Raw genomic sequence first — 12,229 nt, forward strand, 5'->3', positions numbered from 1 at the left:
CTTGACGGAAGGAACGACTTCGACGGAGACGGATCCGACGGAGATGGAGGCCACCGCGCACCCCCATTCCGCTGGGTCAGTGGGCGGGCGGAAGCTGCGGTGGAGCGCCGCCGTTCATGTGCGCGATGAACCATTCGGCGACGTGCGGCGGCATGACCGGGCGGGTCCGCTTGCGGTTGATCCCCGGCCGCGGGGTCGGCTCGGGCTCCTTGGGCTTCTTGTCGCCCTTCCCGAGACGGGACACCGACGCTTCCCAGCGGGCGAAGCGGGTCTCGTCTAGCAGCATCGCCACCAGCATCTCGAGCTGGGACCACTGCCCTTCTGCAGGGTCGGCGTCGCCGTCCCCGACCCGGTCGGGGTGGTTGACGCGCAGCGTCGTCTTCGTGGCGGACTCGGGCGGCAGGAACTGGATGAAGTTGCGGAGCCGCCGCCACGTCAGCTGCGACCGACCCCCGCCCGGCCGCCACAGGTCCCGAAGGTCAGTCTGGTAGTAGCGCTGGAGGTCGGCCTCTACCGGCGCCGCTGCTTCTTCGAGGAGCGCGGTGAGGCCGAGGATTCCCCCGTGCTCACCCCGTAGTGCTTCTGCGCGCCCTGCACGATCTGGTTGAGCTTCCGGTTGGAGACCGTCTGCTCGCAGAACCGCTCGTAGTCCTCCGGGCCGAGGAGCTCACGGATGAACGCCCGCAGGCCACCCGGAGTGTCGGTGTCGGCGGTGGCCTGCCAGTCCGCGTCGTCCGGGCTGATGCAGGTGAACACCTCACCGTTGATGCGGAACGTGAACGTGGCGCCGGTCGCTCGTCCTCCATCGCGTCCAGGTCCAGGTGGACGACCGGTTCACCGTCCTCGGTGATGATCCGGGGTGCAGCAGTCATGAGTTCCCCTCGAAGGAAGTGGGTGGGTCACTGTGCGGTGCGCCGACCGGAGCCGGCGCACCGCGAGGTGCAGCGCGGGTCAGGACCCGCGCCCGGCAGCGACGCCGGGTCGATCTTGGAGGTGTGGTACAGCAGGTTCCCCGCCGCGTCCGGGTACACCGACACCGTCACCTCGTAGCCGGTGACCTCGTCGCCCTTGTAGACCACGTCGCCGCGCTCGGAGATCTCCGCCTCCGGCGCGAACATCCGCAGCATGCTCACCCCGTCGTACACGTCCCACACCCACGCACGCCGGTCCGGCGCCGGCGTTGCCGACTCCGCGAAGCTGGCGAGTCCCTCGGCGTCGGGGGTGACGTCGGCGACCGCGAGACGGTACATCAGCGACTTCACCAGCGGACGCTGCGACTCCCACAGCGTCATCTGGAACGTCCGCACGCTGCCGGTCACGACCTTGCGGAACGGGGACGTCTGCCCCCACGCCTTGAACTCCTCGGAGTCCTCGTCGATCGCGTACGTCAGGCCGTCCTCGGAGATCATCCCCACCGCCAGCCACGGCGACGTGAGGCTGTCGAACCCGGTCGGCGCCGTCGGCGTCGCGGTACCCAGATCGACGGTCCACGCACCGCCGTTGATACCGATCATCGCCAAGTCGTCGGACCGCTCAATCGTGGGCATCGGGCCCCTCCCATGCGAAAGGCCCCGCACGCGGCGGGGCCCAGGGTTTACGAATTAGGTCAGATGTGCGCGGCCAGCCGGTAGGTGGCCAGGTAGCGGCACAGATTCGGGTTGGGGTCGGGCAGCTCGTACGGGGCGACATCAACGCTCACGAACGTCACGACGCCTGCGGGCGGCGCGGCCCGACCAGCGTGGTCGTGGTGAGGCGTGCGACGTCCCGGGCGACCTGCGAACACAGGGCACGCTGCCCCTTGAGGGTCCACACCGACACGTCCACCACGGGACGGTCCAGCCGGTACCCGGCACCACTGGGCACCCGGCCCACCTGGATCACCGGGACGATCTCCTCAACGTTCGCGGGCAAATCCGTGGACGCCCGATGCCCCGTCTCGGCCTGGTAGAAGGCCACGAGCAGCTGCTCAATGTCGGGATACACCGTCAGTCCCCAGCGGCCCGCAGCGCGTCCCGCAAGGTGCTCCGCGCCGGCGTCCGGGAGGTGCCGTACTCGACGTACACCGCGTGATTCGAGGTGTTGGTGACCCGCCCGTAGGCGCGGTTCTTCCGGACGCCACCGCGGGGCCCCGACGTCACCTGGAACGACCCCTTGTAGTCCCCTGAGTCCACCGGCGCTGTGGCTTCCGCGGTCGCCGCGACCTTCTCGGCGCGGCGCCGCATCTCCGCCTGCATCTCCGGGGAACGGATCATCTGCCCGATGCCCTTATAGGAGGCCCGGAACCTGGTCCCGCGGGACCTAGCCATCGTCGCCTCCCGCCTGCACCGCGACCCCGGCGATCCCGCCGATCACCACGAACGACACCGTCGGGAACGAGCGGCGCAACTGCGCCGTGAACGCCTGAACGTCCTCGGTCGGAATGTCCTCGGTGAGCGCGACCAGGACACGGTCACCGGGCCGCAGCACCACCATCGGTGGCACGCCGCCGCCCGCCAGTTCGGGCATGGGCATCGGGCGTCTCCCTCCACGGTCAGCCGGTGACGCGGGCCAGTTCGATCTGCACGCCGCCGCGGAACCCGGTCAGCGGCGAACGCCACTCCCCCGGATCCCCGTCGACGTCGTACAGCAGCCCCCGAACCCGCACCCGGTCATGGGGGCGGACATCAGTCCCGTACGGCGCGAGAACGTTGAGTCCCTCCAACACCTGCAAGCGGGCCTGGACGTCCTCCGACGACGTGCGGGGCCACACCGCGCACCCCGCCACCTCGGTCTCGACCGGCGGTCCGGGCACGTCATTGCCGTACTCGTCCTGCGTCGGCGGCCCCGGACGGACGATCGTGATCGTCTCCCCCATCGGGTACGGCGGCGGCATCCGTCACCACCCCTTGTCGAGGTCGACCCACACACCGCGCGGGTCGTCACCGTCCAGATCCCAGTCCCGCGGCCACGACGCGGACGGGTCCGCGTCCGCCGGGGTCGGATCCACGGTGAACGCCCCGCCCCGCCCCGCGAGACGCTGCAGAGTGCGGCGCTCGTCCCGTGTCATGTACAGGCCCGCCTGCGGGCGCTGCACACTCACCGGCCCGACCGTCTCGTACGCGACCCCCTGCGGGTTCGCGTACGCGCGGCCCGCCACCGCCAGCACCACTGCGGACGCGGCGTCTGGCAGCGGCGTGACGATCGACTCGGCCAGCAGTGTCGCCTGCGCCAGCATCAGCTCGGCGCGGTCCTGATCGATGTCCGGCAGACCGAGGTAGACGCGTAGTTCGTCGGCGTCGACGGCGACCGCCACGATGTCACCCCTTCGGTGTGAGCTCCTCGATCGCAGAGCACCACGCGGCGAGATCCGCAGCCGGGTCCAGCGCCTTGGACCGCGCCAGCGCCCGCTCCGACGCCTCCGCCCACTGCGCCGGGTCGGTCAGCGCGGTCAGCGCCTCCACCCACGCCTGCTCGTCGTCCCGCTCGGCGAAGACACCCGCCTCGCCCAGACACTCCGACAGGCCCGGGGTCGGTGCCGCCACCACCGGGATCCCCGACGCCATCGCCTCGACCGCGACACGGCCCCACGACTCGTGCGCCGACGGCATCAGCAGCACCCGCGTGCGGGCGTACACCTGCTCCCGCATCTGGTCGCCGGGCATGTGCTCGACCACGTCCACGTTCGGCAGTCTCCGCGGGGCGTCGACCTGCTGCCCGTAGGCGCCCTTCACCCCGAGGAACTTCAGATCGGGGAGACGCTCAGCGAGCCGCCAGAACAGGTCCCCGCCCTTGTCGGCGTTCAGGTTCACCAGCGTGACGCGGTCACCCGGGGTGGCGGCGTAGTCCTCCGCGAACACCGGCGGCCGAACCACGATCGACGTCGTGGGGCGGAGACTGGTGGTGTACTCGCAGAAGAACGCCTCCGCGTCGGCCTGCATGTGCAAGCTGTTGTACACCGCCAGCGCAGTCGACCCGCGCCCGACGTTCTTGAAGATCGCCGGGGCCGTGTTGTGGCAGATCACCACGAACGGGCGGCCCATCCCCCGGGCGAGCGCACCCGCCGACGGCACGTTCTCGTGATGCGACACCAGCACGTCCGCGCGCCACGCCGCCGACCCGAAGTCGAGCCGCGCCGCGTACGGGACCACCCGCACACCGTCGATGTCGTACGGCTCCCGGTCCGGGGAGTACCGCGACAGCCACACCTCGACGTCGTGGCCGCGCGCCACCAGGGCACGCAGCAGCGAGTGCGCCATCCACTCCGACCCGGCGTTGTGTCGCGGCGGGTAGTACCCGAACCTCGCGATGATCCGCATCGGTACCGCAGCCCGCCCGAGGCCCTCGAACACAGAAACCGCCGGCGCAGGCGCGGCGGCCTGCTCGACGGCCGGCTTCTTCGCAGGGGTTCTCGGGCGGGACTTGCGCTGCGGCGCCTTGCGGGTCCTCGACGGTGCCTTCGCAGGCTCGGTCACGAACCGATGCCCGCGGCGGTGTAGGTCACGAACGCCTCCGCGTCGCCCATGACGAAGCCGTAGAACGCCTCCGCCAGCAGCAGCACCAGGTTCTCCTGGAACGCCGAGTGGACGCCGCCCTCCTCGTCGACGTACGTCGCCTCCGCCGAGATGCGGACGGTGATGTCCATCCCGACGCCGTACGCGGCCTGCGACCAGTCGCCGCCGACCGCGCGCAGCCCCGTGTCGGTGCTGGTGGACTGGCGGCGCTGCTTGCCCGACACTCCCCGCGAGTACGCCAGCGGCTCACCGATGAGGGTGCCCGCCGCGGCCATGTTCGTGCCGGGCGTGGTCGTGTCGACCAGGATCGGGCGGCCGGTCGTGTCCGTCGCCAGCAGCAGCTTCGGCTTCAGACGGGGGTCGGCGACGGTGCCGGTGAAGTCCCAGTCGCCGTCGACGACCAGGTCCATCCCGTTCACCAGGTCGGCCCACAGGCCGCCCTGCGCCTGCGTGGCGGTGCCGAGCTCGACCGTGTTCGTGGTCGCGGCGAGGTACTCGGTGAACGGACCCGCCGCGCCCTTCATCGTCTTGCCGTGGATCGCGGCGTGGTCGAACGCCCGCGCGAACGCCGTCGGCAGGTCACGCTGCAGCTGCGTCCACAGGCCCGCGGCGTTGGTCCGCACGACCTCTTCCGCCACCGGGATCAGCACGGCGATCTTCTTCGGCGTCATCTGCTTGACGTCGATGCCGCCGGACGACAGCGGCTTGCGGGCGCCCTGCCCCACCCAGTCCGCGGTCGGCACGTCCAGCGGGATCGGGATGGAGGTGTTCGCGTCGATCGAGAGCGGAGCTTCCATCGCCAGCGACATGACCGCCGACTGCTCCACCGACTTCTCGAAGATCGGGCCCGCGAGGTTCCGCGGGAGAAGGTTGCTGTCGATGTCCGACAGCAGGATCGGGTCGGTGGTGGCCACCGGTCACCCCTTTCTCAGCGGCCCTTGCTCTTCAGCAGCCGCGAATTGACGAAACCCGCGAACTCGTCCGCGGGGTCCTTGACTCTGGGTTGGTTGGCGCCCGACGCCTGCGTCCGGTCCGGCGCCGGTCGGCGCCGCTGCTCCGGTTCGGTGGGCTTGGGCTTGCCGAGGTGCGGCTTCCGCTCCAACAGGTCGGCGAGGTCGACCTTGATCGCGTCGGTGTCGATGTCGCCGTCGTCGGTCGCGTAGGACGTCAGGTCCAGGAGCGCCTCGGGGTCGGTCGGGTCCGCGAACGTGGCAGCCGCCAGGGCTCGCACCTCGCTCTTGACCGCCCGCGCTCGCAGCGCCCCGATCTGCTGTTCCTTCTCGCCCAACTGAGACTGGAGACGCTCGGCCTCCGTCTGCTGCGCGGCCTTGGCCTGGCGAGCCTCCTCGGCGAGCGGCTCGAGTTCCTTCAGCCGCTTCCGAAGATTCGCCGCCTCCTGATTGGCCTTGCGGATCTTCGCCTGCGCACGTGCCTCGTCGAACGGTTCACCGGTCGCCTTGCTGCCCTCCTGGGGCTGCTGCTCGCCGGTCTCGTCACCGTCTCCGGCGGGCTCGGTTTCCTGCCGCTCCACCACCTCGTCGGTGACGTCGGTGGTCTCGGTGTGCTGCTCGGCAGCCTCTTCGGGCATAGGGGTTAACCCTCCAGGGGTTGGGATGTGGCAATCTCCCGCTCCAGGCGGGAAGTCGAAGGCCGGTAGCGGTCCCACCACCGGTCGATCACAGGGCCTGTCCACGCAGGCCGCCTGGCGGCAGCGGCCCGGGACCTGGCCTCATCTGCGGCGGTCGCCAGCACCACCACCTCCGTGGCGCCCAACGCCGATGCATGACGGTTGCGACGCTCCGGCTCCGGCATCGTGCGGATCACCCACGCCGTGCCGGACTTCATCCGGGCGACGAGAGTCTCCTCAGCCACCCGGACCCGCCGCGCCTGCGCACGCACATGCTCGGGATGATTGTGGCTGTCGGAGGAACCGAGCCGCTGGCAGATCCCATCTAGGTCCACGACCCGGTCGCCCGGTGCCGCGTGCTCCGCGACCCATGTGGTTTTGCCTGCCGCCGGTGGGCCGCACACCAGCACGACCCGGCGCGTCACGACACCCGCAGCAGCCGGTAGAAGTTCGAGATCGTGTCGCCGGGCATCGCACGGGCCTGCTGGTACTGCTGCTCCCACAGTTCGATCTGTGGCTGCGGCTGCCACTCCTCCCCCTCGAAAAGCGGAGTGGCCCAGCAGCGGCAATGGTTGTGGTACTTGAACTCGCCTGCGCCGGCGAACTCGCTGTTCGCTGCCCGGCCGGCGGTCTGCTCGTTCTTGTAGACCGCGCCTCTGATGGCCATCACCCGGCAGAACGCGCACGCGTCCGGTGCCGCCCTCCGCGCAACAGCGACTGCGGCCCGGTCCTCGGCAACGGCGTCCACGATCGCGCCGCGGCCCACATCCCCGACGAGCCGCGATGCGATCCCGTCGACCTTTGTCCGGGACGCTCTCGCCTGCCCCGCGGGATCATCGGCCGCCGGTTGCGGTTCTGGGTCGGCGATCTCTTCGTCGAGGTGGTCTTCGCCGATCTCGGCGAGGTCGTCCTCATCCAAGTCGGCGAGGTCGGCTATCGCGGCTTCTTCTTCGTGGGCGATCTCCTCCAGTTCCCGCTCGAGCGCCACGGCGTTGTCGAGCAGTTCCTGGTCCCAGAGATTCTTGGTCGCCCACCGCAGCGAGTTCTCGATCTGGTCCGGGTCTGGTTCTCGCAGCAGCGTCGTCGGTGACCGCCCCGAAACGCCGGCAGCGGCACGTTCGGCGTCGTAGTAGTCGAGCGCCATCGCGCCCGCGGCCTGCCCGTACCGGTCGATGACATCGTTGACCGCGGCGATCCACTGCGGCATCGTCCCTGCAAGCCGCGCCGGGTTCAGAAGCCGCCACGTCCCCGCGAGCTCACGCAACATCAGCACGCTCAGGCCGGTCTGCGCGGCCTGCTGCTCACGCGACGCGGTCGGCGTCGCCATCCTCGACCTCTACCGCCGCACGCCGACCGAGGCGCTCCCCGATCCGGGCGAGCTGAGCACGGCCCGCAGACCGCTGTCGGTCGGCGCGGACCCGCTGCCGCTGAGCCTCCGTCAGCCCGACCATCTCCAGCGCGACCTCCGAATCCGCGGGGATGATGCCGGCCTGCACCAACTTCACCGCCGCGTCGGTCTGCGCCGCGACCGTCGGCGTCGCCGGATTCCGCCACACCGTCTCAATGCGCCGCGCCCGCTCCGGCACCTCGCCCCGCCAGATCAGCAGCGCCAACTGCAGGACCTGCGCCCACGGAGTGTTCAACATCGTCTGCTTCCGCTCGGCGCGCTTCACCAACTGCGCCTCCGTGGAGCGGATCGCGTCCGCGCTGGCGGGGTTGTCGGTGGTGTAGCCGAGATAGTGCGGCGGCAGGCCCAACTGCGTCGCCATGATCCGCGCATACAGGTCCACGATCTTCGTGTACGCGGACGGGTCGTACGCGGCGAACGTACCGACCTGCGGGACCTCGCCCTCCTCGTCCCGCTCGAGCGCCAGCACCCGACCGATGTAGGTCTCCCACGCGCTCTTCGCGTTGCCCTCGGCATCCTGAAACGCGCTCTCGGACGCCCCGAGGATGTACCGCTGCGGCGCCCCGTAGAACTCCCGGGCGACTTCCATCCCGAGTAGCGTCCGGCACGCCGCGTCCGTGATGCCCATGACCGACGACGTGATCTCGCTGCGGCCAACCCGCTCCGACGTCCGCTGCCGATTCGCGAAACGCACCACCGGCACCATGCCGAGTCCGTGCATGTCCCGGTCGACGACCTCCCAGCCGCCCGAATCCGACTGCACCACGTACACCGTCTGGTCAGGGAGATACAGCGTCGCCGCCTGCTCCTCCCCCACCTTGTAGAGGCGCAGCGACGCCCGCACCGCACGCAGCCGCGCGTCGTAGTCCACCGTCATGTCCATCGGCGACTCGACCGTGATCAGCGGAGGCGCCTCCGCGTCCTCCCCCGACCCGACCGCGGCGTACGCGCGACCGTAGATGAACGAGTCCAAGTGCCCGAGCTCCGACTCGGCCAGCAACTGGTTCGCGGTCGCGATCTCCTCCAGCTCACCCGACGACGCCGGGTCGCCCGCGTACCGCCACGCCTCGATGTCGAGGCGCTGCTCGAGCGCGTCCACGCCGATCTGCGGCCACCCGATGACCGTGTGGAGGCCCTGAAGCTGCGGCGGGATGCTGATCTTCAGGTCCCGGATGACCTGCTCACCGTTGTAGTAGCAGTCCCGCAACTCCAGCGGGAACCGAGCCGACATCAGCTCCGCGCGCAGTGCGTTGATCAGGCGGGTCTCGTCGTCGGACAGGTCCAGCAGACGTAGTTCCGGGACGGTGACCGTCATGACAGTACGACCACCCTTCCCTTGCCTGCCGAGCGTCGTCTGCGCAGGCGTTTCTGCCACTGTGGGCTGTTCAGCAGGGTCCGCCGCACCATCCGGGCGCCGATCATGCAGACACCGGCGTCGATCTTCAGTGGCGAGTCCGGGGTCTCCTTCGACACCGACACGCCCCACCGGTTCGGGTGCCGCCGCAGATTCACCACATGCCGGGTCAGCCGAGCGTCGTCGTCATGGGTGAACGCCTTCTCTCTGATCTCCGCCTCCACGAGCTCGGCAGCCATCGTGAAGTCGTAGACGTGAGATCGCATGTCCCACGCGATGGGCTGCGGATCCTTACCCGTCGGCACCGCCATGATCAGAAGCTTGTCGGCGTACCGCGTAGGCCACGTGACCTTCGCGAACCCCTCCCACTCCTTCACATCGGCGAAGAACGCCAGCACCTGCCAGCGGTCAAACGCCTGCTCCACGGCCGCGTCGACCTGCGCGACGGGCACGACGTCGTTGCTGTCGTGGGATGGGTTCGGCTCCCAGATCCCGATGGTGAAGACGTGACCGTCCTCGACCCGGCACCCGACCAGCGCCGTGGCGTCGCGGCTCTTGCTGCCGTCGAAGAACATGACGATCTCTTCGCCGTCGGCCACCTGCCGCTTCGGGTCGGCCAGCACGGTCCAATCCTGAGGCACCAGCCATGCGTCCTCGGGGGCGGTCGGCCAGTTCAGGTACTTGCGCTTGGAATCGTCCGGCCGAGACTGCGGATCCCAGATCCGTTCCATGATCGGGCGGATCTGCTGCCAGAAGCAGTCGTCATACACGAACTTCAGGGCCCGTTCCAGCGACTCTGGATCCTTCATGTCGGTGTCCGGGGGCGCGATCCGAGCGTCGTACAAGATCCGCGACTCGCCGCGGGTCCGGCCCTCCTCCTGCGCCACCCACGCATCCCACGACGACTCGGCGACCGAACCGATCCCGGGCTTCCACGCGTTGCAGGTCTGCAGCATCCGGGAACCCGACTTGGTCAGGTTGTCCTCGAGCGTCGCCACGAGTTCTGGGCCACCGTTCGCCGGCCGCCAGTGCTCGGTCTCGTCGGCCACGATGAAGCTCGCCTCGGCGCCCTCCGCCGCGGTCGACGAGGACGTGATGACCTCCAGCGTCCCCTCGGGCGGCTTGTAGTACTTGACCTTCCCTGGATCCAGCGAGAAGTCGCGTACGAGCTTCGAGCCCTTGGCGGCCAGGGCCCGCACCATCCGCATCGTGTTCGCCGTCTGCGACTCGGCCGTCGCGGCGATCTGCACGAGCGGCATGTCCACCGGCTTACCGACGCAGCCGCCGGGCCTGTCCGGGGCGAAGTCCTTCAGCCGCACCGGCGCCGTGAACTCCGCGAGCGCCAGCACCGCGGCGAACGGCGACTTCCCTGACCCCTTCGCCAGCCGCCGCACGGCGTGGCGGAACAGCCAGTTGCCGTCCCCATCGACGGCGTACCACCACAGCAGGAAACGGATCTGCGACTCCACGAACGCCCAGCGCTGCCCGGCCCGCGGACCGTTCGGGTGCCGCAGATAGGTGGACGCCCACCCGACCACTTCCCACCCGAGCGTCAGCTCCGGGACGCCCTGAGGAACCGTGACGAGCCGGTTAGCCGGAGAGACGACGCTGCCACTCATCGATCGCCGTCACGCCCGCCTGCTCATCCGGGTCCGCCTTCGGAGCCCGTTCCAACTCGATGCGGAGCCGACGACGGTCGCCCTCGGTGGTGAGGAGACTCGACATCCCCGACAGTACGGCCGCGAACAGCTGCGCCGAGAACCGCCCGGCCTCCAGGTTCCGCGACATCGCCTCCGCGACGAACCGTGCCGTCTGCCAATCGGACGGCTCGTAGAACACTGCCTGACCTGACTCCCCCAGCGAGCGGAACCACTCCCGGGCGATCTCGTGCCAGTGCTCGTCCGGCTCCATCGCCGGCACGGTCCCGGCATCCACCTCGACCTTGGTGACGTTCTCCTGTTCCGCCTTCGTGCGGTGGCCATGCCGTTGGTCAGAGCGCTTACCAATCGGGCCTCGAGCTCCCATATCGACCTCCTGGGTCACGCGCCACCAGGGCACGCAGGGCAACTACGTAGGGTTACGAACATCGGGGCTCATCGGCCCCAAAACCTGGGATGGATCTCCGGCGCTATACGAGGCCGGTGCGGGGTGAGGGGGGCGAGGGGGCGATCCCCCACCCGCAGTAACACAGAGTGACGATCTTGGGGGGTGCTGGAGGGGCCCGGTTGGGCGGCCGGGAGGCCGGGTCGGCGGTGATCTTGGACGGCTGTCAATGCGTTGTTGATCTTGTGTTCGCTGTGATGCTCGTGATCGCTGTCGTGTCGTAGCAGATGGTCATCGGCGTTGGCTGGTGTGCTGCTGCCTGTGACCTGGTGTGCTGCCGTGCTGCCGTGCTGCCCCGTCGGCCCGCCCCGTGCCGGCTGGTCGGGTGTGGTGCTGTCTAGGGTTCGTCTGGTCCGACGAACTGGGACTGACGAAGGATCTCCGAAGCAGCAGTGATGAGGGCAAGCTGGTCGAGCCAACTGGTTCCCTCGCTGTTGGAGACCACGACTCCGACCTCACCGTTGCTCGCTATCACCTTGCTGACCACGACCGCGTTGGCGACCAGGTCTCCGTCGGCGAGGTCGAGGGTGACTCCGAGGTTGCGGAGGATCTGGTCGGCAGGTTGTGCGGGCATGCGGTTCCCGGTCATGTGTCGGTGAAAGTCGATACGTGAACGTGTTGTGCGTCAGCGTCGCTTGCCGACGTTGGCTCGACTGCCTGTGTACGCGCCCGTGTTCCTGCGGTGGAGGCGCTGGCAGTAGCCCTTGGCTCGGGCACCCATGTACTTCGACAGGGCGCGGTTGCAGCGGGTCCAGTCTCCGGGCGTGCCCCACCGGATTGTCGCGTTGCCCTTGCCGCCCTTGGACCAGTAGCGGCGGAGCGTCTCTGCGCTGCCGGGTTCTCTGCCGCGTCGCGTCGCCATGATGTTCGCACCTCCGTCCGTTGGTTGTTCCCGCCGCAGGGCGGGGATCACGTGCGGAGTCCGGGGTGTGGTTCGGGTGGGCGTTGCCGCTTGGGCTTCTTCACCTGCGCCGCCTTGCCGCCCTCGCTGCTCGACTTGTAGACGTGGCACCGCGGGCCAGTACGCCTGCCATGGATCGGGGCGAGGGACTCGATGCGGTGGTCGTCCCCCGCGACGATGTGGTCGATCTCGTCGGCGCCCGGTAGTCCGCACACGTGGCAGGTGTCGCCGTGGATGCGGAACACCTCGGCGCGGCGGGCTGCCCAGTCGCGTGGGAGGCGCGAGGCGCGGTCGGAGTTCGCCCATTGCCCGTTCGGCATGGTCTCCCCCTTGGTTACTGAGGAGT

The 12,229-nt window shown here is 69.4% G+C and carries 18 protein-coding genes; all 18 read right to left on the reverse strand.

Annotation, left to right across the window (positions count from 1 at the left end; genetic code table 11):
- Positions 1-76 precede the first annotated feature (76 nt).
- A complete protein-coding gene (locus tag BJF79_RS43420; protein ID WP_143220897.1) occupies positions 77-286 on the reverse strand; it encodes a hypothetical protein in 210 nt (69 codons plus the stop codon).
- Between the two features lie 224 nt (positions 287-510).
- Positions 511-756 carry a hypothetical protein gene (locus BJF79_RS43425; protein WP_075906279.1) on the reverse strand — a complete coding sequence of 82 codons (246 nt, stop codon included), beginning with the start codon at positions 754-756 and terminating at the stop codon, positions 511-513.
- 143 nt (positions 757-899) lie between these two features.
- Positions 900-1,514, reverse strand: coding sequence for a hypothetical protein (locus tag BJF79_RS43430; protein WP_262403451.1), 615 nt, complete (start codon positions 1,512-1,514; stop codon positions 900-902).
- Positions 1,515-1,704: 190 nt separating this feature from the next.
- Positions 1,705-1,983, reverse strand: a complete 279-nt coding sequence (locus BJF79_RS43435) for a hypothetical protein (RefSeq protein WP_075906283.1) — start codon at positions 1,981-1,983, stop codon at positions 1,705-1,707.
- A gap of 2 nt (positions 1,984-1,985) precedes the next feature.
- Complete coding sequence (locus BJF79_RS43440; RefSeq protein ID WP_075906285.1) at positions 1,986-2,306, reverse strand: HK97 gp10 family phage protein; 321 nt, start codon at positions 2,304-2,306, stop codon at positions 1,986-1,988.
- Positions 2,299-2,511, reverse strand: a complete 213-nt coding sequence (locus BJF79_RS43445) for a hypothetical protein (RefSeq protein ID WP_075906287.1) — start codon at positions 2,509-2,511, stop codon at positions 2,299-2,301. The genes BJF79_RS43440 and BJF79_RS43445 overlap by 8 nt, the downstream gene beginning before the upstream one ends.
- Positions 2,512-2,530: 19 nt before the next feature.
- Positions 2,531-2,872, reverse strand: a complete 342-nt coding sequence (locus BJF79_RS43450; protein ID WP_075906289.1) for a head-tail adaptor protein — start codon at positions 2,870-2,872, stop codon at positions 2,531-2,533.
- 3 nt (positions 2,873-2,875) lie between these two features.
- Complete coding sequence (locus BJF79_RS43455) at positions 2,876-3,292, reverse strand: hypothetical protein (RefSeq protein ID WP_262403452.1); 417 nt, start codon at positions 3,290-3,292, stop codon at positions 2,876-2,878.
- A gap of 4 nt (positions 3,293-3,296) precedes the next feature.
- Complete coding sequence (locus BJF79_RS43460) at positions 3,297-4,295, reverse strand: glycosyltransferase family 4 protein (RefSeq protein ID WP_075906407.1); 999 nt, start codon at positions 4,293-4,295, stop codon at positions 3,297-3,299.
- A 152-nt stretch (positions 4,296-4,447) separates the two neighbouring features.
- Complete coding sequence (locus tag BJF79_RS43465; RefSeq protein ID WP_075906293.1) at positions 4,448-5,404, reverse strand: phage major capsid protein; 957 nt, start codon at positions 5,402-5,404, stop codon at positions 4,448-4,450.
- Positions 5,405-5,418: 14 nt separating this feature from the next.
- On the reverse strand, positions 5,419-6,078 hold the full coding sequence (locus tag BJF79_RS43470) for a hypothetical protein (protein ID WP_143220898.1): 660 nt from the start codon (positions 6,076-6,078) through the stop codon (positions 5,419-5,421).
- A 5-nt stretch (positions 6,079-6,083) separates the two neighbouring features.
- On the reverse strand, positions 6,084-6,647 hold the full coding sequence (locus BJF79_RS67945; RefSeq protein WP_410050219.1) for an AAA family ATPase: 564 nt from the start codon (positions 6,645-6,647) through the stop codon (positions 6,084-6,086).
- The gene (locus BJF79_RS56655) at positions 6,539-7,444 is read right to left on the reverse strand and encodes a hypothetical protein (protein WP_075906297.1); all 906 of its coding nucleotides are present in this window, start codon (positions 7,442-7,444) and stop codon (positions 6,539-6,541) included. Before BJF79_RS56655 ends, BJF79_RS67945 begins: the two co-directional genes overlap by 109 nt.
- Positions 7,419-8,840 carry a phage portal protein gene (locus BJF79_RS43485; RefSeq protein WP_075906299.1) on the reverse strand — a complete coding sequence of 474 codons (1,422 nt, stop codon included), beginning with the start codon at positions 8,838-8,840 and terminating at the stop codon, positions 7,419-7,421. The genes BJF79_RS56655 and BJF79_RS43485 overlap by 26 nt, the downstream gene beginning before the upstream one ends.
- Positions 8,837-10,498 (reverse strand): terminase, encoded by a 1,662-nt coding sequence (locus BJF79_RS43490; RefSeq protein WP_075906301.1) that lies wholly within the window; start codon positions 10,496-10,498, stop codon positions 8,837-8,839. The genes BJF79_RS43485 and BJF79_RS43490 overlap by 4 nt, the downstream gene beginning before the upstream one ends.
- Positions 10,470-10,922, reverse strand: a complete 453-nt coding sequence (locus BJF79_RS43495; protein ID WP_262403453.1) for a hypothetical protein — start codon at positions 10,920-10,922, stop codon at positions 10,470-10,472. The genes BJF79_RS43490 and BJF79_RS43495 overlap by 29 nt, the downstream gene beginning before the upstream one ends.
- A 397-nt stretch (positions 10,923-11,319) precedes the next feature.
- Complete coding sequence (locus tag BJF79_RS43500) at positions 11,320-11,571, reverse strand: hypothetical protein (protein ID WP_075906303.1); 252 nt, start codon at positions 11,569-11,571, stop codon at positions 11,320-11,322.
- Between the two features lie 320 nt (positions 11,572-11,891).
- Complete coding sequence (locus tag BJF79_RS43510; RefSeq protein ID WP_075906307.1) at positions 11,892-12,203, reverse strand: hypothetical protein; 312 nt, start codon at positions 12,201-12,203, stop codon at positions 11,892-11,894.
- Positions 12,204-12,229: the final 26 nt, after the last annotated feature.

Source organism: Actinomadura sp. CNU-125, assembly GCF_001942465.1.
Lineage (GTDB): Bacteria > Actinomycetota > Actinomycetes > Streptosporangiales > Streptosporangiaceae > Spirillospora.